Here is a 23,117-nt window from a genome sequence, read left to right on the forward strand (position 1 = left end):
ACTGAACACGCCAGGGCCCCGGAGCGTTACACGGGGGTGTCGGGCAAGGTAATGCTTCAGTAAGGCGGAGCGTAACCCGGGTCGACGTAGCCCGGGTCGACCCACCCGGGGTCCACGTAGCCCGGATCCACGTAGCCCGGATCCACGTAGCCCGGTTCCACGTAGCCGGGGTCGACCCATTCCTGCGCGGGCTCCGGCACAGGCTCCGGCACAGGCTCCGTCTCCGGGCGCGGCAGCACGAAGACGTCCTTCGGCGCCAGCGCCGGCGCGGTGGCTCCGCCCGAACTGCCGGAACCGCCGGACGCCGCGTCGCCGCTGGCGCGCACGGCGTCCGCCACCACGCGGCGTTGCTCGTCGGCCGGGGCGGGGTCGTACATCTGCCGTTCGATCTCGGGGGCCATCATCGCCGACCAGGTGGGCGTGAAGTGGTTGCCGTCTCGGTAGACCAGCACGTTGCCGACGACCGCGGGGCACACCCCGTCGTGGCAGTAGGCGGCGGTGAGGTCGAGGTGGGTGACGTCGAGCCCGCGGTAGGCGTCCTGCGCGGGGTTGGTCTCCAGCAGTTCGGCGGCAGAGGGGCCGCAGTCCTCCGGTGAGCCGCCGTCGGCGACGCAGAGCATGGAGTTGCCCAGCGACCCGTCGACCTGACGCCACGGGTTGTCGCGCACCGCCCAGGTGTGGATGCCGGCGTCGCTGAACCGGCGCACGGTGTCCACGTACCCGTCGGGCACCTGGTCGGGCCCGGCGCCGGTCCGCGCGGTGGGGCGGGTGGAGGTCATGAACACCCCGTCGGTGGGCGGGTTGTCGAGGATGTGGTCCTCGACCTTGTCCTGCCAGGCGTAGCACTCGTCGTAGTCCTCGCCGTTCATCCGCTCGATCCGCGCGCCGAGCACGCAGCCGACCTTGACCAGCGGCAGGATCCGGATGCCCCGCTCGCGCCCGATGGCGTCGAGGGCGGGCAGGTAGTGCTCGGAGTGCGAGCCGCCGGCGAGGTACATGGTGCGTGTCGAGTCCACGTCGCCGTAGGCGCAGGGCTCGTCGGAGGTGTTGTTATCCTTGGTCAGCACCAGGTCCTCGCCCTCGATGCCCACGAGGCAGCCGTCGAGGGAGGTCTCCGGCAGCATCACGGACTTGTCCCATACGGGTGCGGGACGCACCGGCACGTCGTCGGGGACGCCGGTGCCGTCGTCGAGAAAGGCGCGCGGCCCCGGGTAGTCGTCGGACGTGCCGTCGGTGGCGCCGGAGCCCACGTCCTCCGCGGCGAGGCTGGGCCCGATGACCCGGTCCTGCACGATGCGCTCCGACGAGAGCACGACCGCACTGGCCAGCACGATGGCGGTCACCGTGACCAGCTTCCCGCGGGAGCGCAGCAGCGACGCCCAGTATCGCCGGTCGGTCAGCATCCAGGAGCGTTCCGGTTTGCCGTGCTGGCGCAGCGGGGTCTCCACGAACCGGTGGGTGGCCCACGCCAGCAGCAGCGAGACGACCACCACGCCGGTACCGACGGCGACGCCGCGCCCGGTGCCCAACGTGGCGGTGATGCCGGCCAGGCCGTCCGACGCCGACTCACCGGTCCCGCCGGTCCCGCCGGTCTCCCCTGTGCCGGAGGTGCCGGCCGAGCCAGCCTCGGCGAAGAGGTAGGTCGCCAGCACCAGCAGCGGCCAGTGCCACAGGTACAGGCCGTAGGAGGTGCGCCCCAGGAACTGGAAGATCCGTCCGTCGAGCAGACGGGTGACCCCCACCGACGCGACGGTGCGCCCCTCCGCCGCCGCACGCGCCCGGTTGCCGTCCGGCTCGGCGACGGGCGTGCCGGCCACGATGACGAGCATCGCCCCGGTCAGCGGCACGAGCGTCCAGGGGCCGGGGAACTGGGCGGCGCCGTCGAGCAGCAGGCCGGTGGCCACGATCAGCACCAGGCCCACCACCCCGGCCGGCCAGCGCAGCCAGCGCCACACCCACGGGATGCTGCGGCCGACCATCCAGATGCCGAACAGGCCGCCCAGCCCGATCTCCCAGAAGCGCGACAACGGCGAGTAGTAGTTCAGCGCCTGGTCGTGCACGCCCAGCCACACCGCGTAGGCGAAGCTGGCCACCGTGGCCACCGACAGCGCGCGGTGCAGCAGCCGGGTGCCGGTGCGCGGGTGACGCCGGAACAGCGCCGCGAGCACCACGATGACCAGCAGCGACCCGAGGTAGATCTGCATCTGCACGGACATCGACCAGATGTGCTGGAACAGGCTCACGTCCCGGTTGATCGCCGAGTACTCCTTGCCTTCGGCGGCCAGGTGCAGGTTCTGGACGTAGAGCAGGGAGGACGCCGCGTCGCCCGCGGCCTGCGTCCACCGCGACACCGGGTAGACCGCCAACGCGAGCAGCATCACCAGGCAGACCACGGTGAGCAGTGCGGGGTAGAGGCGGCGCACGATGCGCGCCACCGACTGCACCAGGGTCAGACCGGCGGTGTTCAGCGCGTTGCGGATCTGCGGGGCGAAGAAGAAGATGCCGCCGATGAGCAGGAACACGTCCACCCCGGCGGACACCCGGCCCACGAACACGTGGAAGACGACCACCAGGGCGATGGCCAGGCCACGCAGCCCGTCGATGTCACGGCGGTGGGTACGCCGCGACGACCGCCGCCCGCCGAGCACGGGGGCGGGGCCTTGTGCTGGGGCGGGTGGGGGTCCTGGGGCTGGGGCGGGCGTCATCTCGTCGTCGATATTAAGTCGACTCTCAGCCCATTACCCCCACGACACACCGGTGGAGGTGTTCAGGCCCCGAACATCTGCCGGGTGATCTCCGGGGCGAGCATCCCGGCGAAGCGGTTGCTGAGGTGCTGGGAGTCACGGTAGACCAGCACGTTGCCGACCACCGCCGGGCACTGCCCGTCGCGGCACACCGCGGCGGTGAGGTCGAGGTGCGTCACGTCCAGCCCGGCGAGGGCGGACGTCGCCGGGTTGGACGCGGCGAGCGCCTCGTCCTGCGCGACGGCGCAGTCGGACGTCCCTGTGTCACCCTTGTCGCCGTCCTCGGCGACGCAGAGCCGCCCGTTGAGCTGCGTGCCCTGCTCCCGCCATCAGCCACGGGGTGTCGCGCACGCCCCAGGTGTGGATGCCGGCGGCGGTGAAGCGGGAGACCACGTCCACGTAGCCCTGCGGCACCTGGTCGGGCCCGTCGCCGGCGATGGTGGTGGGCCGGGTGGAGGTCATGAACACCCCGTCGGTCGGCGGGTTGTCCAGGATGTACTGCTCGGCGGCGACCTGCCACTGCGCGCACTCCGGGTAGGCCTCACCGGTGTCGCGGGTCAGCGGTTCGCCGAGCACGCAGCCCATCTTCACCAGCGGCACGACCCTGATGCCGCGCTCGGCGGCGATGCGGTCCAGGGCGGGCAGGTAGTGCTCGGAGTGCGAGCCGCCGGCCAGGTACATGGTGCGCGTCGAGTCCACGTCGCCGTAGGCGCAGGGCTCGTCGGACTCGTTGAACTCCCTGGTCAGCACCAGTCCGGTCTCGTCGAAGCCGGAGTAGCAGCCGTCGTCCTGGGTCTGCGGCATCATCGGATCGACCTCGGTGGTGCCCGGGACCACGTCGACGCCGTCGGGCACCGGGGCGTCCTCCAGGTAGGCGGCGGGGCCGGGGTAGTCGCGCGGGTCGACCGGTTCGGTGGCCAGGGTGGTCGCCCGGTCCTCGTTGTAGCGCTCGACGAGCGGGCCGAAGGCCATCACCGCGACGCTGGCGGCGACGATCACCATCGCCGCGGTCGTCTTGCCGCGGCTGCGCAGCGCGGCCCGCAGGTAGGCGTGGTCGCCGAGCACGAACGAGCGCGGCGGGCGCGCCGACTGCTGCAGCGGCACCTCGATGAACCGCAGCGTGAGCCAGGCCAGCACCACGGACGCGGCGATCACGCCGGCGCCGACCGCCGCGCCGGTGCCCATGCCGAGGGTGGCGGTGATGCCCTGCAGACCTGCGTCGGACGCCTCGGCGCCGGTCTCCTCCGCCGCGGCCTGCGTGGTGTCGGTGGCCAGGAACGTCGCCAGGGTCAGCAGCGGCCAGTGCCACAGGTACAGGCCGTAGGCGGTACGGCCGAGGAACTGCAGCGGCGCGGTGCGCAGCAGCGCCGTCACGCCGGACGTCGTGGACCGCGTGGTCGCGGCGTCCCGCTCGGCGACGGGGTTGCCGGCCAGCACCACGAGCATCGCGCCGGCCAGCGGCACGAGGGTCCAGGGTCCGGGGAACTGGGCGGCGCCGTCGAGCAGCAGGCCGGTGGCCACGATCAGCACCAGGCCGAGCACCCCGGCCGGCCAGCGCAGGCGTGCCCACGCGGCGGGCAGCGTACGGCCCAGCACGGCCATGCCGAACAGTCCGCCCAGGCCGATCTCCCAGAAACGCGACAGCGGCGAGTAGTAGTTCGCGCCCTGGTCCACCCCGCCGAGCCACACGGCGTAGCAGAAGCTGGCCACCGTGCCGATGAGCAGCAGCACCCGCAGCAGGGCCATCCCGACCCTCGGCCACCTGCGGTACATCGACCCGAGCAGGGCGATGACCAGCAGCGAGCCGAGGTAGACCTGCATCTGCACCGACATCGACCAGATGTGCTGGAACAGACTCACGTCCGCACTGATCGCGGCGTAGTCGTCGCCCTGGCGGGTGAGGTTCAGGTTCTGCACGTAGAGCAACGACGCCGCGGCGTCCTCCCCCGCATCCGACCAGCGCACCGGCGCGTACACCACCAGCGCGGCCACGAGCGACACCGTCACCACGGTGACCAGCGCCGGGTAGAGGCGACGCAGGATGCGCAGGAAGGACTGCACCACCGTGAGCCCGGCCGGGTTCAGGACGTTGCGGATCTGCGGGGCGAAGAAGAAGATGCCGCCGAGCAGCAGGAACACGTCCACCCCGGCGGACACCCGGCCCACGAAGACGTGGAAGACCACCACCAGCGCGATCGCCAGGCCACGCAGGCCGTCGATGTCGATGCGTCGGACGGTGCGTTTCTTCTCTGGTTTCAGTGCAGGTTTCGTTTCTGCCACGGCGATCAGGCGGCGTCGTACATCTGCCGGCTGATCTCGGGTGCCAGCAGGGAGGAGAACAGGGACGTGAAGTGCTGGCCGTCGCGGTAGACCAGCACGTTGCCGACCACCGCCGGGCAGCGCCCGTCACGGCACAGCGCCGCGGTGAGGTCGATGTTGGTGATGTCGAGGCCCTCGTAGGCCTCCGGCGCGGGGTTCACCGGCGACAGGCTGGCCTCCTCGGCGATGCCGCAGTCACCGCCGGCATCGTCCTCGGCGCCCTCGGCGACGCACAGGCGCGCATTGCCCTGCACGCCCGGGCCCGCCATGTGCCACGGGGTGTCGCGGACGCCCCAGGTGTGGATGCCGGCGTCGGTGAGACGCTGCACCATCTCCACGTACTCCGGCGGCACCACGTCCGGGCCGTCGCCCTCGATCATGGTGGGCCTGGTGGACGGCATGAACACCCCGTCGGTCGGCGGGTTGTCGAAGATGAACTGCTGCACGTTGTCGTTCCACTCCGCGCACTCCGGGTACGGGTCGCCGCTGAGGTGCGGCAGGTTCATGCCCAGCACGCAGCCCATCTTCAGCAGCGGCACGATCTTGAAGCCCTGCTGTTCGGCGACCTCCTCCAGGCCGGTGAGGTAGTGCTCGGAGTGCGAGCCGCCGGCGAGGTACATGGTGCGGTCGGAGTCCACGTCGCCGTATACGCAGGGTTCGTCGGAGGAGTTGAACTGCTTGGTGAAGATCACGTTGGATTCGGCGAAGCCGGAGAAGCAGCCGTCCTTCTGCGTCTGCGGCAGCATCTCCTCCTCCCCGACGGCGGGGTCGGGTTCGACGGGGACGTCGTCCGGGGCGGGAGCGTCGTCGAGGAAGGCGGCCGGGCCGGGGTACTCGGCGGGGTCGATGTCGTCGGCGTCCACGGCGGCGGCGAGCTGGTTACGGTGCTCGATCACCGGCCCGAAGGACACCACGGCGGCCGTGGCGACGACCATCACCAGCGCGCACACCGCGCCGACGGTGCCGCGGCGTCCCGCCACGGACGAGCGCACGTAGGACGCCGACAGCGCCGTCGCCCGTTCCGGCTTGGCCTGCTGGCGCAGCGGGGTCTCGATGAAGCGGTAGGTCGCCCACGCCAGGAGCACCGACACGACCACCACCACGGAGCCGACGAGGAAACCCTCCCCGTTGCCGAGGGTGGCGGTGATGCCGTTGAGGAAACCGGTGCCGCCGCCCGGGGCGGCGACCTCGGCACCCTGCGACATCAGGTAGGTGACCAGCACCAACGCCGGCCAGTGCCACAGGTACAGGCTGTAGGCGATGCGGCCGAGGAACTGGAACGGCGCGGCACACAGCATCGCCGTCACGCCGGACGCCGGGGCCTGCGAGGTCGCGGCGTCCTGCGTGCTCGCGGCGTCCTCCCCGGCGACGGGGTTGCCTGCGAGCACCACGAGCATCGCGCCGGCCAACGGCACGAGCGTCCAGGGGCCGGGGAACTGCGCGGCTCCGTCGAGGAACAGGCCGGTGCCGATGATCAGCACCAGGCCCACGATGCCGGCGCCCAGGCGCAGGCGTGCCCACACCGCCGGCAGCGCGCGGCCCAGCAGCCAGATGCCGAACAGCCCACCCAAGCCGATCTCCCAGAAGCGGGAGAACGGGGAGTAGTAGTTCGCGCCCTGGTCGTGGCCGCCGAGCCAGGTGGCGTAGCCGAAGCTGGCCACGGTGGCCACCACCAGACCCCAGTGCAGCACCTGCGAGCTGGAACGCACGTGACGCTGGAACATCGCCGCCACCGCCGCGATGACCAGCAGGGAGCCGAGGTAGATCTGCATCTGCACCGACATCGACCAGATGTGCTGGAACACACTGACCTCGCGGTTCACCGCCGTGTACTCCTGGCCGAGGTTCGCCAGGTGCAGGTTCTGCATGTAGAGCAGCGAGGCTCCGGCGTCCTCCCCGACCTCCGGCCAGCGCACCCGGTTGAAGATCAGCACCGAGGCGATGACAGCCACGGTGACGACCGTGATCAGCGCCGGGTAGAGGCGACGGAAGATACGCAGGAAGGACTGCACCACGGTGAGCCCGGCGGGGTTCAGCGCGTTGCGGATCTGCGGGGAGAAGAAGAAGATGCCGCCGAGCAGCAGGAACACGTCCACGCCGGAGGAGACCCGGCCGACGAAGACGTGGAAGATGACGACGAGCGCGATCGCCAGACCGCGCAGGCCGTCGATGTCCCTGCGGTGGCCCCGGTACCTGCTGCCGGACCGGGGGCCGGCCTGTGAACTGGCACCGGGCTGGCGTCGCGTGTGTGTCGAATCCATAGCGCTCACATGGTATCGCCGCCGGGGCCCTACGGCACGAAGGCCCGCCGGGGCGGGGTGGGACGGTGGGGGTCTGCCATCACCCGCTTAGGAGGTGAGCCACCCGGTGAGTTGCTCATCCGTGGACAGGTCGACCATCCGGACAAGATCCCGGTTGCCTTGGTGATTGTCGGCGAGGCGGAGGTGGTCGCCCCAGTCGATCGCTTAGGCCCGCAAGGGATCAACCATGTCTGCGACGGCGCCGTCGAATGAGTCGCTGTCGGCCACGAGCGGTAGCCCCGGAAGCATGGTGCTCCAGCCGTCATTCTCGGCGACGGCCTGGGCATGTGCCGGGCGGGCCTCCCCGAGCGTGCGACGCAACCGGTCACGGTCGATAGCGCCCGGTATCGCTGGTTCTTCAGTCATGTCGTCGGTCCTCTCTTGGACCTCTCGTTGACCTTCCAGCTACGACCCGAACGCGGGGTGGTAGCTCACCACCGCACGCGGGTAGGACGTTTCCCCGTCGAGCCGTAGCGCCTGGAAGTAGGGCGCGCTCTCCTGCGGCAGTCCCTCCATCACCAGGCCCTCGCGGGCGGCGAAACCGAAACGGTCGTAGTAGGTGGGGTCGCCGAGCAGGACCGCACCGGTGGCGTCCTTCGTGGTGTCGAGGAACTCCAGGGCGCTGCGCATCAGCGCCGCACCGATCCCCTCCCCCTGGTGCGCCGGGGACACCGACAGCGGGCCGATGCCGAACCAGCGCCCGGCGTCCTCCCCTGCCACGCCACCTGACGTGTCGCCCTCGAGCGTCACCGGCGACACCGCCACATGTCCGATCACCCAGCCGGAACGCACCGCGACCAGAGACAACGTGAGCGCATCGGCGGCGCGCAGGGCATCGACGATGGCAGGCTCGCGCCCGTCGGAGTGCTCGATACCCTCGAAGGCTGCCGCGGTGAGCGAGCGGATCTCGCCGGCGTCGCCACCGTCGGCGGCCTCCGGGCGGATCACCGGGAGGCCGTGCGTGTCATCCGTTCCGTTGCCTGCGCCGTGGTTCATGCCACGGATTCTACTCAGAAACTACTCGACGCGGCGTCCAGCGTGGCGACCTCGTCCTCGGTGAGCTCCAGGGTCGTCGCCGCGATCAGCGGGGCGACCTGCTCCGGGGTGCGCGCCGAGGCGATCGGGGCGGTGACGCCCTTGGCCAGCAGCCACGCCAGTGCCACCGACGCCGGCTCCACGGAATGCGCCTCAGCGACCGTGAGCACGGCCTCGACCACGCTGAACGGGTCGGCGTCCTTCTCGAAGTAACCGCCGGTCTGTCCCTCGCGGGCAGCACCCTCCAGATCCTCACGGCTGCGGTACTTACCGGTCAGCAGGCCGGACGCCAGGGAGAAGTAGCTGAACACACCCACCCCGTACTCCTCGGCGACCTGCATGTAGCCGTCTTCGTAGCCGGCGCGCGACAGCAGGCTGTACTGCGGCTGGATCGCCAGCGGGATGGCGTGGTCGAGCTCCAGCTCGCGGGCGGTCTCGAAGAACTCGCGCATGCGCTCGGTGGAGTAGTTGGACAGGCCGATGTAACGGACCTTGCCGGAGTCCACCAGGGCCGCGGCGGTGCGGACCTGGTCGGCGATCGCCACGGACTCGTCGTCGTAGTGGAAGTAGTAGAGGTCGATGACCTCGGTCTGCAGCCGCTTCAGCGAGTCGTCGAGGTTGGACACGACCGTGTCGTGCGCCAGGCCTTCGGCACCCTGGAGTGCGCCGACCTTCGTGGCCAGGACGACCTGGTCACGGTTGCCGCGCTCGGCGAACCACTGGCCGAGCACGGTCTCCGACTCGCCGCCGGAGTGGCCCTCGCCCCACTGCGAGTACATGTCGGCGGTGTCGATGAAGTTGCCGCCGGCGGCGAGAAACGCGTCGAGCACCGCGAAGGACTCCTCGGTGTCCGAGGTCCATCCGAAGGTGTTGCCGCCGAGGTTGAGCGGGGTGATCTCAAGATCGGTGCCGGGGACGGTAATACGCTTTGTCTCTGTCATGGCGACCACGGTACGCCCTACCGGAAGCGCGCCGGAAGTTCCGGTTCCCCGAGCGACAGCATCAACCGGTTGGCCCAGTTGAAGAACGCCGCACCGTTGATCACGTCGACAATGGAGGCGTCGTCCAGCCCGGCGGCGCGCAGCCGTTCCACGTGATCCCGACAGAAGTCCACGGGAGTGCTGGTCAGCGCCACGGAGGCCTCGGCGATGGCGTTCCACGCCTCGGATCCCAGGTCCGGCAGGGAGTCGGGGCCGACGGCCTCGTTGCAGAGCCGCTGGACGTCGTCCTCCCGGCCGGTGGACTCCTGCAGGGCGCGCCCGGTGTGCACCGAGGCACAGTAGACGCAGCCGTTGTAGCGGCTGGTCACCGCCGCGGAGATCTCGCGCTCGGCACGTCCGGCACCGTCGGTGACGTTGTAGAAGATGTCCTTGTCGGTCAGGGTGCGCGCCTCCAGCGCGTCCGGGTCGCGGGCGAGCAGGCGGAAGTAGGACGACTTCGCACGCATCGGGTCGACCAGGGCGGTGCGCTGCCGCTCGGTGAGCTCGTCCTCCTCCACCGGCGGCACCCACGGCTGCCAGCCCAGGCTGTGGCTGACGAACCGGGTGGGACGGTGCAGGTCCGGGTAGGTCAGGACGTCGAATGCGCCGCCGGTGAGCGGTGCGGGGCCGCCCGGTTCCTGTTCTCGCTCCTGTGCCTTCCCGCGGCGGCGGACGGGACCGGCGGCGAGCGGCATGTACATCGCGTCCGCCGCCTTCAGGGCGAACAGTCCCGCCGCGGCGCGTATCTGGAAGCAGAGGAAGGAGATCAGCTGCGCCAGGCTCACCACCTGCGTGGGCGTCCACCCCGACCAGGCCAGGGGAGCAAGGCGCTCCGGTCGACTATCGCGAGGGTGGAAGACTAGCAGGTGGGCGAACTCGAGGGCGGCGGTGAGTTTCTCGCCGAGCACCCCGCGCACGTGCGGGTCCACGCTGAACTCTGGGCCGGGCACGGACTCCCCGGCCAGGTCCGGCTCGCGGTAGGTGCCGTACGGCCCCACGGTGAGCCCGGCCTGCACGGACTCCGCCACCGCGGTGGCGACCGCGTCCTCCACCACGTCGCCGAGCAGGTCGGCGTAGAAGTCAGCGGCCTGGCCCTGGTGCAGCCCGGCGACGAAGGCGGCCACCACGTACCGCTCGGTGTCGGTGAAGCCAGAGCCGTCATCCTCGCCGTCGCCGGCCTCGAGCAGCACCCGGAAACTGTGCTGAGCGTTCGTCCGGGCCTGCGACCGGTTGCGCCGCAGTTCGGCGACGGGCTCCCCGGGGTTGATGCCGGCGAGGAGTTCGATGATGTCTGCGCTGTCTGTGCTGTCGCTCATAGTCCCAGGTTAAGTCCTCCGGAGCGGTAGCGCCGCCCCGGAATCGCGTCGAGTAGTCGGATGGTGAAGTCGCTGTTCGGACGCTCGAAGATGTCCTCGGTGCGCCCGGACTCCACCTGGCGGCCACCGGACATCACCGACACCGTGTCGGAGATCTCGCGCACCACCGCCAGGTCGTGGGAGATGAAGACGTACGTCAGCCCGAGCTCGCGCTGCAGCTCGTCGAGCAGGTGCAGGATCTGTGCCTGCACGGTGACGTCCAGGGCGGACACCGCCTCGTCGAGCACCACCAGCTCCGGGTCGAGGATCAGGGCGCGGGCGATCGCCACGCGCTGGCGTTGCCCGCCGGAGAGTTCCGCGGGACGCCGCTCTGCCATGCCGGAGCCCGGCGCGCCGAGGGCGACGCGGTCGAGCATCCCGTCCACCCGCTCACCGACCTGCGCCCGCGACAGGTCGGTGAGGTTCTGCAGCGGCTCACCGATGATGCGTCCGATGCTCTGGCGCGGGTCCAGCGAACTGTAGGGGTTCTGGTAGACCATCTGCACGCGTCGTCGCAGTTCACGGCATCCCTTCGCATCCAGGGTGTCCACGCGCGTGTCGCCGAGGCGCACCTCGCCGGATGTCGGACGCCGGAAGGCGGTCACCGCCCGGCCCACGGTGGACTTGCCCGAACCGGACTCCCCGACGATGGCGTGGGTGGTGCCCGGCAGGACGGAGAAGGAGACGTCGTCCACCGCGACGGCGTCCCCGAACTCCTGGCGCAGGCCGGTGACCTGCAGCAGCGCCGGGGTGCCGTCCTGCGGCGTCGCGGGACGGTAACTCGCCGCCTCCACGGCGCTGACCAGCGACGGGGCGTCCGCAAGCAGTCGGCGCGTGTAGTCGTCGCGCGGGTCGGTGAGCACGCGGTCGGTCGGGCCGTCCTCCCGCACCTCCCCGGAACGCATCACGACCAGCTCGTCGGCGCGGTCGCCGGCGACGGCGAGGTCGTGGGTGATGAACAGGACGCCCAGGCCCAGCTCGTCGCGCATGCGGTCGAGCAGGTCCAGGATGGTGCGCTGCACCGTGACGTCCAGCGCGCTGGTCGGTTCGTCGGCGATGAGCAGGTCCGGTTCCAGGGCCAGGGCCGCGGCGATGAGCGCGCGCTGCTTCATGCCGCCGGAGAGTTCGTGCGGGTACTGGGAGTAGCGGCGTTCCGGATCGTCGATGCCGACGGTGTCCAGCAACTCGACGACCTTGGCACGACGCTCTGACCGGGAGCTGCGGCCGTGGATGCGCAACCCCTCGCCCACCGACTCGCCGACGGTCTTCACCGGGTTCAACGAGTTGTTCGGGTCCTGCGGGATCAGCCCGATGCGCTTTCCGCGTACCGTGCGCCACTCGCGGCGACCCAGGTCGCGCAGGCTGCGTCCCTCCAGCAGGATCTCGCCGGACACCGTGGCGTTGTCCGGCAGCAGGCCGAGGGTGGCCATCGCCGAGGTCGACTTGCCGGAACCGGACTCCCCGACGATGGCGGTCACCCGCCCGCGCCGGACGGTGAGGTTGACGTCCTTCACGGCGTGCACCTCGCCGCGGCGCGTCCGGTAGGACACCGCCAGGTCGCGGATCTCCAGCAGCGGCGTCTCGGCAGGACGCGGCGCGCGTGCGCGCTCGTCGTGCCAGGAGCCGTCGTCCCAGTCCATTGCTTCCGTCATGTTCAGGACTCCTTCCGCAACGACTGGCTCAGATGGTTGGTGGCCAGCACGACCAGCACGATCGCCAGGCCCGGCAGCACCGTAAGCCACCAGGAGGTGGCGATGAAGTCGCGGCCCTCGGAGATGATCAGGCCCCACTCCGGCGTGGGCGGCGGCGCACCGTAGCCCAGGAAGCCCAGGGTGGACAGCTGCAGGATCGCGCTGCCGAACTGCAGTGCCGCCAGCGCGACCACCGGGGTCAGCGAGTTCGGCAGGATGTGGCGCCACAACACCTGCATGGCCGTGCCGCCGGAACCGTACGCCGCCTCGACGAAGTCACTTCCGGCCACGCTGAGCACCTGGGAGCGCGCCAGCCGGGCGAACACCGCCACGTTGGTGACACCCACCGCGACCGCGGCGTTGAAGGTGCCGTAACCCAGCAGGATGATCACCGCCAGGCTGAGCAGCAGCGACGGGATGGACAGCAGGACGTCGACCACGCGCATGACCAGGGCGTCCAGCCAGCCGCGGCGCGCGCCGGCGAGCAGGCCCAGCAGGGAGCCGGCGACCATGCCGACGAGCACGGCGAGCAGCGCGCCGGCCAGCGACTGGCGCGCACCCCACACCACCCGGGTGTAGAGGTCGCGTCCGACCGCGTCCGTGCCGAACCAGTGCTCAGCGGACGGGGCGAGCAGCGGCGCGGTCTCCCCGGAGGACGTCGGGTCGCCGGAGGCGAACACGCCCGGCACGAGTGCCCAGGCGACGGCGACGAGCACCACCGCGCCGGAGAGCCACACGCCGGGGCGGAGGGTTCTGAGGGTCTTCAGGTTCGTGCTCGTCATGCCGTCACCGTCCTGCGCAGTCGGGCGTCGAGGACCGGGTAGAGCAGGTCCACGATCAGGTTGACCAGGATGAACGCCGCGGCGGCGAGCACGACCACCGCCATGAGCACCGGGGTGTCCCGGGTGGAGACCGCGTCCACGGTGGCCGCGCCCAGACCCGCCCGGTCGAAGACGGCCTCGGTGACCACCGCGCCGCCGACGAGTTCACCGAAGGTCACCCCGGCGATGGTCAGGGCGGGCAGGGCGGCGTTGCGCATCACGTTGCGCCACAGGATCCACTGCTCCCCGGCACCGCGCGCCCGCACCACGGTCACGTAGGGCTGACGCGAGGCGTCGTCGATGCCGCGGATGAGCACCTGCGCGATCGGCGCGGACAACGGCAACGCCAACGCGATCGACGGCAGGATGAGTTCCTGCACCGCGCTGGCGTGGATCACCGGCACCCAGGTCAGCTGGAAGCTGAACGTCTGGATCAGGATGATGCCCAGCCAGAACGCCGGCAGGGAGATGAACAGCGGCGGCAGCGCGCGCAACGCGCCGCGCACCCAGCCGAACCGGGAGGACGTCGCGGCCACCGCAATCACCACGGCAACGACCACGGCCAGGACGAAGCCGGTGAGCGCCAGGGTCAGGGTGCTCGGCAGCGCCTCCCCCAGCATCGTGGACACCGGGGTGCCGGTCTCCATGGAGTAGCCGAAGTCGCCGCGCAGCATGCCGGTCAGCGAGTTCCAGTAGCGGGTGAGCACGGGTTCGTCCGCGCCGTAGGACTCGCGCATCTGCGCGATCTCCTGCGGCGACAGGCCGAGCTCCGGGTTGGCGTAGCGGGTCTGCACCGCGTCCCCCGGCAGGGCGGTGAGCAGGATGAACGCCAGGGTGAAGGTGGCCCAGAGGACCAGCAGGGACTGGCCGATGCGCCGCAGTACGGCGCCGGTGGTCAGGGAGTCCATGGTGTCTGTCAGCCCTCCTGCTCTTCTGTGGCACCGGTGTCGAGCGTGACCGGGTAGAACCACGGCCGCCCGATCGGGTCGGTGGTGAAGCCGTGCACGTAGTCCTGCACGCCGTAGACCTGCGGTTCCTCGAAGAAGGGCAGCACGTACGCCTGCTCGGTGAGGTAGTCCTGCACGTCACCGCTGGCCGCGGCGCGGTCCTCCTCGTTGACCGATCCGGACACCTTGAGCAGCAGTTCCTCGAGTTCCGGGTCGCCGACGGACTCGTCGTCGGCGTCGAAGTTGAGCAGCTGGTTGCGGTTCTGCGAGTAGTACTGGCTCTTGATCACGTCGTAGTCGGCGCGCCCGACCATGGTCACGTTGAGCTGGATGAGGTCCTGGTCGACCTGCGCTGCCTTCTGCGCGGCGACGTCACCGGGGTACAGGTTGACCTCCACGCCGATGTCGCGCAGCTGCTCCTGGACCATGGTCACCACCTCACGTGTCCGCGGCTGCTGCGCGGAGTCGTTGGCGGTGAGGCTGAGCCGCTGGCCGTCCTTGACGCGCACGCCGTCGGCACCCGGCACCCAGCCGGCCTCGTCGAGCAGGTCGCGGGCCCGCTCGGGGTCGAAGACGTAGGCGTCCTCCTGCTCGCGGTAGCCCGCCGCGGTGCTGGCCAGCGAGGAGGTCGCCTTGGTGTAGGAGTCGCTGAACAGGGAGTCCAGGATCCGGTCGCGGTTCACGCCGGCGATAATCGCCTGACGCACCCGGATGTCGCTGAGCAGCGGGTGCCGGAAACGCAGGGCGAGCTGGTTGTTCACCCCGTTCGTCGGCGCGGACAGCACCTCGATGCCCTCGTCGGCGAGGTGCTGCTCCTCCGGGGCCTCGATCTGGCGGGCCACGTCGCCCTGGGCGGTCTTGAGCCCGCCGACGCGCACGCTGTCCTCCTGGGTGACGACCACGCTGACCCGGTCGATCTGTGCCGCACCCTGCTGGTCGTCGGCGGCGTCACGGCCCTGCGGCGCCCAGTCGTAGTCGTCCCGGGCGTCCAGCGTGACCTCGGTGTTGAGCTGTTCGTCGGCGACCACGAACGGTCCGGAGCCGACGACGGACGTCGCGCTGCCCGGCGCGAAGCCCTCGTCGGACTGCGCCAGACTGGAGTCGGCGAGCAGCCCGGCGTTGAAGGAGCTCGTGGCCTGCGCGAAGCCGGGCTCCGGGTCGGTGAAGTGGAAGCGCACGGTGGTGTCGTCGAGGACCTCGCCGCGCTCGTAGCTGCTGATCTGCTCCGACGACGCCAGGCCGCGGTCCGGGTCGCCGAGCGCGAAGAGGTCGAAGTTGTCGACCACGTTCTGCGCGGTCAGCGGCGTGCCGTCGGAGTAGGTGACGTCGTCACGCAGGGAGAAGGTGTACTCGGTGGCGTCGTCGTTGACCTCGGGCAGGTCCGTGGCGATCCACGGGTGCAGCTCCAGGCTCTCCGGGTCCTGCCACAGCAGCCGGTCGGTGATGTTGTTGAGGATGCCGCCGTTGGGGTAGAAACCGGCGGCCGGCGGGTACAGGGAGGTGAACGGCAGGGACTCCAGGTACACCAGTTCCCGTGCGCCGGCGTCCCGGTCGCCGGACGACCCGCAGGCGACGAGGGACGCCGCGACGGCGACGGCGGTCACGGCGGCGGCAACCGGGGCGAGGATCGTGCGGTTCCTGCGGTTCGTGCGGGTGGTGCGGCGTGACGGGTGCAGCGGCGGCATGGGCGTTTTAGTGCTTTCAACAGAACTGAACAGATCTGTCTGTTCTTCCAGGGTGCGCCCACCGTAACACAACAGTTTGCGACCGATACCATGGTGGTCATGAACGCCTTAGCAGTCATCGGCGGGGGCCCGCGCGGCATCTCCGTCCTCGAACGGCTCAGCGCCCTGGTGCGCGACCGGCACGCAGCGTCCGGCACGTCCGGCACGTCCGAACCTGTCACGGTGCACCTCGTCGACGACGTCGCCGTCGGCACCGGCCGCGTCTGGCGCACCGACCAGACCCGCACGCTGTGCATGAACACCCTGGCCGACGCCGTCACCCTGTTCACCGAACCCGGCTCCACCGTGACCGCCCCCGTACTCGAGGGCCCCACCATGTACGAGTGGATCCGCCTGCTGCGCGGCGAGGAACTCACCGGGCCGGCCGGCACCGCGAAGTCCGAGCTCTTCCACGCCCACCCCGGCCTCGTGCCGGAGGAGGTCGGCGTCGACTTCGCCGCGGAGCTGGCGTCCAGCCGCCCGGAGTCCCACCCCTCGCGCGCGCTCTACGGCCACTACCTGCGGTGGGTGTACGACGTCGTCGTCGCCCGCCTGCCCGAGGGCCTCGTCCTGCGCACGCACACCACCCGCGCCACCGACGTGCGCGCCACGTCCGACGGCCGCGACCGCATCACCCTCGCCGACGGCACAACCCTCGACGTCGACGCCACCGTGCTCGCCCTCGGCTGGACCGACACCGAACCCGACGCCCTGGAGACCTTCACCGCCCAGTCCGTGGAGCACTACCCCGAGCTGACGTGGGTGCGCCCCGGAAACCCCGCCGACCAGGACGTCTCCGCGCTGCCTGCGGGGCAGGACGTGCTCGTCCGCGGCCTCGGCATGGGCCTGTTCGACCTCATGGCCATGGTCACCATCGACCGCGCAGGACGCTTCGTGCCGGACGCTTCGGCGCGTTCCGGCCTGCGCTACGAGGCCTCCGGCGACGAACCGCGCCTCATCGTCTCCTCCCACCACGGATACCCCTACCAGCCCAAACCCGTCTACGACGCGCTGCCGCCGGCAGCGCGCATGCCGCGCTTCCGCGCCGAGCTCGCCGCCGTACCGTCCGACGCGACCGCCGGCTCCGTCGACTTCGGCGAGCGCCTGTGGCCCGCGCTGCTGCGCGACGCCCACGAGGCCTACTACCGCATCCTGCTGCAGGACGCTCCGTCGGCACTCCAGCAGGTGAGCAGCGTCATCGATACCTCGGACGACCCCTGGAACCTGCACGAGGACCCCGCGCTCGCCACCCTCGTCCCCGACGCCGCCGACCGCTTCGACATTCCCGGCTACGCCGACCCCGTCGCCACCTACGTCCGCTCGCGCGACAGTGCCCCCACCATCGACGAACTCACCGCCCACATCGGCGACCGTCTCGCCACCGACCTGCACGAGGCGTCGCTCGGCACCGCCTCCGCGGTCAAGGCCGGACTGCAGGTCATCGGCTCCGCCCGCAAACCCGCCCAGGTTGCCGACCAGCCCGGACGCTTCACCCTGGAGTCCCGGCGCGGTGCCTACGCCGAACTACGACGCGTGGGCCAGATGGTCGGCTCCGGGCCGCCGGCGTTCCGCACCGCCGAACTGCTCTGCCTCGTCGACGCCGGCTACGTCCGCTTCCTCGGCGGCCACCCCACCGTGGTCGTCGACCCCGAGGCACCGGCGTTCCTCATGGCCTCCGAGACCACCGGGGACGTCAACGTCTCCTCCACCACGCTGGTCGACGCCTGGCTGCACAAACCCGCCGTGCGTGACACCGCCTCGCCCGTCACCGCCGCGCTGGTGCGCGACGCCCGGCTGCGCCCCTTCGTCTTCACCGGCGGCGCCGACGAGACCGGGCAACCCGCCGAGGTGGCGTCCAAGGCCCCGGAGGTCGACCTGGCGACCTCCCGGGTGGTGCATGTCGACGGCAGCCTGGACCCGCGGGTGCACATGCTCGGCATCCCGCTGCAGGAGGTCCGCGCCGACATGACCATCTCCCCCATGCCCCGCACCGACCCGCTGATGCTGCAGGAGACCGACGCCGCGGCCGTGTCGGCGCTGGGTGTGCTGGACTCCGCCGGGAAGTAGCCCATGGACATCGACTTCTCCCGGGCACCGGAAACCGTGGCCCCGCAGCTGCTCGGCGCCACCCTGCGACGCAGCACGGCCGAGGGCACCGTCGCCGTGGAGTTGACCGAGGTCGAGGCCTACCCCGGGGTGGGCGACCCCGCATCACACACCTACAACGGTCCGACCCCGCGGTGCGTGACCATGTTCGGCCCGCCCGGGCGGCTCTACGTGTACGCCAGCTACGGCATCCACCGCGCCGGCAACCTCGTGTGCCGCGATGAGGGCACCGGTGCGGGGATCCTGATGCGCGCAGGACGCGTCGTCGAGGGTCTTGACCTGGCGCGTTCCCGACGCGGCCCGAAACCCACCGACGACGGCCTGGCCCGTGGCCCCGGCAACCTCGGCTCTGTGCTCGGCCTCGACCTGGACCTCAACGGCTCGGAGATCAGGCAGGACGATGCGGAAGACGCTCCCGGCTTCACCCTCACCGCGGCGTCCTCCCCGGTCGAGCAGGTCGCCGGGCCGCGGATCGGGATCTCGAAGAACGTCGACGCACCACTGCGCTTCTGGATCCCCGGCGACCGCACGGTCACCACCCCGCGCAGCCGCCCACGCACCCCCTAGCGTCCGGCCACCTCCCCACCACCTCCCCACCACCTCCCCACCACCTCCCCACCGTGGAAATAGTCGCCCTCCCAGGAAGCACTTCGGCCCGAATCCCTACCTGGAAGGGTGAGGATCCTGCAGGGGTCCTTCTCCGACCATGACGCCGACCCCCCCCGGCGCGTACGTAGGCTGGATTCCACCATGACACCCACACCACGCTCCGCCTCAGCGAACACCGAGTCCCGCGACGGTTGGACGAGCGTCGACGGCCTCGCCGACGCCCACCCCGGCACGGTGAAGTCCGACTACGAGATCCCCCGCACCGACTACACGCAGGCGAAACCCGCGGTGGAACGGCTCGCCAGAGAGGACGGGGTCACCGTGGTCCGGTTGGCCTTCCGCGACGGCGACGTGATGGCCGACCACAGCGCCGCCGCCCCGATCCTCATCCTCGGGCAGGTCGGCACCGTCGAGGTCGAGATCCGGAACGAGGAGACGGAGAGCGACGTGGTCGTCGTGTCGCCCGGGTCGGCGGTCCACATCGAGGCCGGCCGCGTGCACGAACTCCGCGCCGCGGCCCCCGCCACCGTCACGCTCCTGGTGCTCCACGGCGAAGCCTGACACCGTCCGCGGCCACGTCGGCGGAGATACTGACGTCGACATCACAACATCGACACAGCTTTTCCTGTCCAGTGGGATCTTCCGGAACTCTTCCCCGGTTGACGTCCCGCCTCCACCCCCGCCTGCACCGCCGCCCACCCACACCGCAACCCCCACCACAGGGCCCCGGCAGCATCCCTCCTACCTGGACCGGGAGCGCCGGCCCCGCCTCCAGGCCCCTGGCGTGGCGCTCCCGCACCCCCGGGAGCATCCCCCCCGCTAAGCACGCCGTCGTACGGACCCCTGCCGCAACCACCTCTGTCGTTGTTAGCGTCCCCCACACCGCATCCCCGGAACGCCACCCGGGACGCCGATCTGTTTCTCGGCCTGGGACGCGGACCACCACACCCCACCGGAAGGGACCTACACCATGACCGACCAACTGCACGCCGCCGTCGTCGAGAAGTTCCACGACCCGCTCACCCTCAAGGACATCGACCGTCCGACCCCGGACCGCAACCAGGCGCTGGTGAAGCTCATCGCCTCGGGGGTCTGCCACACCGACCTCCACGCCGCCCACGGCGACTGGCCGGTCAAGCCGGAGCCCCCGTTCGTCCCCGGTCACGAAGGCGTCGGCGAAGTCGTCGAGCTCGGTCCCGGCGAGCATTCCGTCCAGGTCGGTGACACGGTCGGCAACGTGTGGCTGTGGTCGGCATGCGGGGAGTGCGAGTTCTGCCGTACCGGGTGGGAGACCCGTTGTCTGTCGGCGGAGTACGGCGGCTACACCGTCGACGGTTCGTTCGGCACCTACATGCTCGTCGACACCCGCTACTGCGCCCGTATCCCGGAGGGCTCGGACCCGGTCGAGGTCGCACCGGTCCTCTGCGCCGGGGTCACCGTCTACAAGGGGCTGAAGGTCTCGGAGACGAAGCCGGGCCAGTTCATGGTCGTCTCAGGTGTCGGCGGGTTGGGGCACGTGGCCGTGCAGTACGCGGTGGCCATGGGCATGCGTGTGATCGCCGTGGACATCGCCGAGGACAAGCTCGAACTCGCGAGGAAGTACGGCGCGGAGTTCACCGTCAATGCCAGGGACGGTGACCCCGCTGAGGCGATCCAGGATTTCACCGACGGCGGGGCGCACGGCGTACTCGTCACCGCGGTGCACCCGCAGGCGTTCGGCCAGGCGATCGGCATGGCCCGCCGCGGTGGGACGATCGTATTCAACGGGTTGCCTCCGGGGGAGTTCCCGGCGCCGATCTTCGACATCGTCCTCAAGGGGCTCACGATCCGCGGTTCACTGGTGGGCACGCGCCAGGATCTGGTGGAGGCGTTGGACTTCTACGCCCGGTGCCTGATCCACCCCACGGTCCACGAGTGCTCGCAGGAGGACATCAACACCGTCCTCGGGAACCTGGAGGAAGGCACGGTCGACGGTCGCATGGTCATCCGCTACTGACCGCGCACCCGCTCACCGGTGCTTGCAGCCGGGCCAGCAGCAGGGACGCCGCTTGCCCTCCTCGAGTTCCTCGCAGGTGCGGCGGATCCGACGCGTACGGGTCGGAGCCTGGCGGGCGTCCTCGACCCAGCAGATGAACTCGTTGCGCGCCAGCGGGGTGATGTCCTCCCACAGCGGCAGTACGCTGCGGGCGATCGCCGGGGCACCGTCGTCACCCGGGCCGCGGTCGCCGCCGAGAATGGCATCGCGCAGGTCATCGGGCAGATCATGGACCACGCCGCCGGAGACAGTTCCGGGGACGGCCGCGGTGTCGGTGGGGGTCGTGCCTGTGGTGTCGGTCATGGTCACTGACGCTACTCCGAGCAGCGCTCAACGAGTGAGCCGATCACGACCGATCACACGCGGAAGTCCTGCACCGCGGTCCAGGCCGGGTCGGGTTCGTCCGTCACGGCGGCGTCGCCGAGGTCCCAGGCGGAGGCGACGGTGCGCAGCGTGTTCAGCAACGAGCGGTCCGCCACGGTCGGCGCGGTGGAGTCCAGGTAGAAGTGCAGCGTGACCTGCGACTCCGTGGTCTCTGCGACGGCGAGCACGCCCGCGCCGTTCTCCTCGACGGTGGCGACCAGGGCGTCCTGCACGCCGGCGGCGAGGTCCTCGATCTGCGCCATCGTCAGGTCGGACGCCGCGAGCGGATCCGTACCCAACGTGACCGGGACGTGCAGGTCACAGCCGGGCGCGACCACGGGCGACAGCGGCAGGACGACCCGGGCGACGCCCTGGGTCCCGTCACGTTCCACACGCAGGACGCCCCGGGCGGGGCGCCCGTCCGGATCCAGCGCGGCCGCGGCCATGCCGTCCACGCGCCGGCGCAACTCGTCGACCGACACGGCCCCCTCGGGACTGTGGTCGGTGACGCTGACGCGTCCCAGCCAGGCGGCGGCGCGGTCGGCGCCGAGGACGTCGTCGAGCATGCGCGCGGCGGTCGCCACGTCCGGCACGTCCGGAGCGTCCTGCGTGGCCGGGGCGTCCTGCGCGGGGGCGTCGGCGCCGAACAGGGAACGGCGCATCGCCGCGGTGGCCACAGACCCCCAGTTCGGGTGCCACACCTGCACGTTGAGCACGGTGTGACCTGCGGTGACGCCGATGCGGCAGAGGGCGGGGTCGGGCGTCACAGGGCGTCCAGCGCCTGTTCGAGGTCGGCGAGGAGGTCGTCGATGTTCTCGATGCCGATGGAGATGCGCACCAGGTCGTCCGGCACCTCCAGGGCGGAGCCGGCGGCGGACTGGTGCGTCATCTTCGCCGGGTGCTCCAGCAGCGACTCCACCCCGCCGAGGGACTCCGCCAGGCAGATCAGGCGGGTGTTCTCGCAGAACTGCAGCGCCGGGGCCTCGCCGCCGGCGAAACGCACGGAGACCATCGCGCCGAAACCGTCCATCTGACGTGCGGCGACGTCGTGGCCGACGTGCCCGGGCAGACCCGGGTAGAGCACCTGGGAGATCTCCGGGCGTCCCTCCATGAACTCCGCGACGGCCTGGGCGTTGGCGCAGTGGCGGTCCATGCGCACGCCGAGGGTCTTGATGCCGCGGTAGGTGAGGTAGGCGTCGAAGGGGCTGGGCACGGCGCCCACGCCACCCTGCAGGAAGAGCAGCTCGCCGTCGAGGTCCTCGTCGTCGGTGACGATCACGCCGCCGACCACGTCCGAGTGCCCGCCGAGGTACTTCGTGGTGGAGTGCATGACCACGTCCGCACCCAGCGCCAGCGGGCGCTGCAGGTACGGGCTGGCGAAGGTGTTGTCCACGATCAGCTTCGCCGGGTGGTCCTCCATCCCCTCCGCGGTGACGGCGATGTCGGTGATACCCAGCAGCGGGTTGGTGGGGGTCTCCAGCCAGACCAGCGCGGTCTCCGGACGCAGCGCGGCGGTGACCTGCGCGGTGTCGGCGGTGTCGACCACGGACACCTCCACTCCCCAGTCGCGGTAGGTGGTGTCGAGCAGGCGGAAGGTGCCGCCGTAGGCGTCGTTGCCGAGGATCACGTGGGCGCCCGGACGCAGCAGTGCGCGCAGGACGGTGTCCGTGGCGGCCATGCCCGAGGAGAACGCACGGCCGAACTTCGCGCCCTCCAGCGCGGCGACGGTCTCCTCCAGGGCGGTGACCGTGGGGTTTCCGCACCGCGAGTACTCGAAGCCGCCACGCAGCTGCGCCACGCCGTCCTGCGCGTACGTCGTCGAGGCGTAGATCGGGGCGTTGATCGCACCGGTCTGACCGTCCGGCTCGTAGCCGGCGTGGATGGCGTTGGTGTCGAAGCCGAAGGGACGTCCCGTGGCGTCCGTCAGGCGGTCGCCGGCCTGCAGGGCAGCGGCGCGGCGTGCGGCGGTGCCGGCGTCCGCACGCGACTCGTGCTCGTGGGAGTGGTCGTCGCTGCTCATGGGTGCTCTCCTGTGCTGGTCGGCTGCTGAAAATATTTCGCGTGGCCATCCTATCGAACCGAGCGGTC

Annotated in this window: 18 protein-coding genes and 1 pseudogene; 4 read left to right on the forward strand and 15 right to left on the reverse strand. The window is 70.8% G+C overall.

The features are described 5' to 3' along the window. Positions 1-56: 56 nt before the first annotated feature. The 12 genes and pseudogenes from ACT3UN_RS07715 to ACT3UN_RS07770 form a co-directional block, all read right to left on the reverse strand. Entirely contained in the window at positions 57-2,705 is a 2,649-nt protein-coding gene (locus ACT3UN_RS07715; RefSeq protein WP_444656851.1) for an acyltransferase family protein, read from the reverse strand. A 62-nt stretch (positions 2,706-2,767) separates the two neighbouring features. Continuing rightward, positions 2,768-2,965 (reverse strand): annotated as a pseudogene (locus ACT3UN_RS07720) (SGNH hydrolase domain-containing protein); the annotation flags it as partial. Positions 2,966-3,008: 43 nt separating this feature from the next. After that, on the reverse strand, positions 3,009-5,024 hold the full coding sequence (locus ACT3UN_RS07725; RefSeq protein WP_444656852.1) for an acyltransferase family protein: 2,016 nt from the start codon (positions 5,022-5,024) through the stop codon (positions 3,009-3,011). 5 nt (positions 5,025-5,029) lie between these two features. Further along, entirely contained in the window at positions 5,030-7,324 is a 2,295-nt protein-coding gene (locus tag ACT3UN_RS07730) for an acyltransferase family protein (RefSeq protein WP_441582850.1), read from the reverse strand. 204 nt (positions 7,325-7,528) lie between these two features. Continuing rightward, positions 7,529-7,729: a hypothetical protein gene (locus ACT3UN_RS07735; RefSeq protein WP_444656853.1), complete on the reverse strand. Its 201-nt coding sequence runs from the start codon at positions 7,727-7,729 to the stop codon at positions 7,529-7,531. Positions 7,730-7,768: 39 nt separating this feature from the next. Beyond that, positions 7,769-8,359 carry a GNAT family N-acetyltransferase gene (locus ACT3UN_RS07740; RefSeq protein ID WP_441582852.1) on the reverse strand — a complete coding sequence of 197 codons (591 nt, stop codon included), beginning with the start codon at positions 8,357-8,359 and terminating at the stop codon, positions 7,769-7,771. A gap of 14 nt (positions 8,360-8,373) precedes the next feature. Then, positions 8,374-9,339 (reverse strand): aldo/keto reductase, encoded by a 966-nt coding sequence (locus ACT3UN_RS07745; RefSeq protein WP_301442656.1) that lies wholly within the window; start codon positions 9,337-9,339, stop codon positions 8,374-8,376. A 17-nt stretch (positions 9,340-9,356) separates the two neighbouring features. After that, positions 9,357-10,694 (reverse strand): alkylhydroperoxidase domain protein, encoded by a 1,338-nt coding sequence (locus ACT3UN_RS07750; RefSeq protein WP_444656854.1) that lies wholly within the window; start codon positions 10,692-10,694, stop codon positions 9,357-9,359. Further along, the gene (locus tag ACT3UN_RS07755) at positions 10,691-12,373 is read right to left on the reverse strand and encodes a dipeptide ABC transporter ATP-binding protein (RefSeq protein ID WP_444656891.1); all 1,683 of its coding nucleotides are present in this window, start codon (positions 12,371-12,373) and stop codon (positions 10,691-10,693) included. Before ACT3UN_RS07755 ends, ACT3UN_RS07750 begins: the two co-directional genes overlap by 4 nt. A gap of 14 nt (positions 12,374-12,387) precedes the next feature. Continuing rightward, a complete protein-coding gene (locus ACT3UN_RS07760; protein WP_444656855.1) occupies positions 12,388-13,206 on the reverse strand; it encodes an ABC transporter permease in 819 nt (272 codons plus the stop codon). After that, positions 13,203-14,144, reverse strand: coding sequence for an ABC transporter permease (locus tag ACT3UN_RS07765; protein WP_301442661.1), 942 nt, complete (start codon positions 14,142-14,144; stop codon positions 13,203-13,205). The genes ACT3UN_RS07760 and ACT3UN_RS07765 overlap by 4 nt, the downstream gene beginning before the upstream one ends. Before the next feature lie 17 nt (positions 14,145-14,161). Continuing rightward, positions 14,162-15,877: a TIGR04028 family ABC transporter substrate-binding protein gene (locus ACT3UN_RS07770; RefSeq protein WP_444656856.1), complete on the reverse strand. Its 1,716-nt coding sequence runs from the start codon at positions 15,875-15,877 to the stop codon at positions 14,162-14,164. Positions 15,878-15,976: 99 nt separating this feature from the next. Between ACT3UN_RS07770 and ACT3UN_RS07775 the strand changes: the two genes are divergently transcribed. The 4 genes from ACT3UN_RS07775 (at position 15,977) to ACT3UN_RS07790 (ending at position 20,627) form a co-directional block, all read left to right on the forward strand. After that, positions 15,977-17,983: an FAD/NAD(P)-binding protein gene (locus ACT3UN_RS07775; protein ID WP_441582856.1), complete on the forward strand. Its 2,007-nt coding sequence runs from the start codon at positions 15,977-15,979 to the stop codon at positions 17,981-17,983. Positions 17,984-17,986: 3 nt separating this feature from the next. Then, the gene (locus ACT3UN_RS07780) at positions 17,987-18,589 is read left to right on the forward strand and encodes a DNA-3-methyladenine glycosylase (protein WP_441582857.1); all 603 of its coding nucleotides are present in this window, start codon (positions 17,987-17,989) and stop codon (positions 18,587-18,589) included. 183 nt (positions 18,590-18,772) lie between these two features. Next, complete coding sequence (locus ACT3UN_RS07785; protein ID WP_301442651.1) at positions 18,773-19,192, forward strand: hypothetical protein; 420 nt, start codon at positions 18,773-18,775, stop codon at positions 19,190-19,192. A gap of 409 nt (positions 19,193-19,601) precedes the next feature. Then, complete coding sequence (locus ACT3UN_RS07790; RefSeq protein ID WP_441582858.1) at positions 19,602-20,627, forward strand: zinc-dependent alcohol dehydrogenase; 1,026 nt, start codon at positions 19,602-19,604, stop codon at positions 20,625-20,627. A gap of 12 nt (positions 20,628-20,639) precedes the next feature. Here ACT3UN_RS07790 and ACT3UN_RS07795 read toward each other — a convergent pair whose 3' ends face one another. The 3 genes from ACT3UN_RS07795 to ACT3UN_RS07805 are packed head-to-tail and all read right to left on the reverse strand — an operon-like array spanning position 20,640 to position 23,049. Further along, positions 20,640-20,969, reverse strand: coding sequence for a YdeI/OmpD-associated family protein (locus tag ACT3UN_RS07795; RefSeq protein ID WP_441582859.1), 330 nt, complete (start codon positions 20,967-20,969; stop codon positions 20,640-20,642). 53 nt (positions 20,970-21,022) lie between these two features. Beyond that, positions 21,023-21,796: a hypothetical protein gene (locus ACT3UN_RS07800; RefSeq protein WP_444656857.1), complete on the reverse strand. Its 774-nt coding sequence runs from the start codon at positions 21,794-21,796 to the stop codon at positions 21,023-21,025. Further along, entirely contained in the window at positions 21,793-23,049 is a 1,257-nt protein-coding gene (locus ACT3UN_RS07805) for a cystathionine gamma-synthase (protein ID WP_444656858.1), read from the reverse strand. Before ACT3UN_RS07805 ends, ACT3UN_RS07800 begins: the two co-directional genes overlap by 4 nt. Positions 23,050-23,117: the final 68 nt, after the last annotated feature.

The organism is Corynebacterium sp. AOP12-C2-36 (assembly GCF_052379185.1).
Lineage (GTDB): Bacteria > Actinomycetota > Actinomycetes > Mycobacteriales > Mycobacteriaceae > Corynebacterium.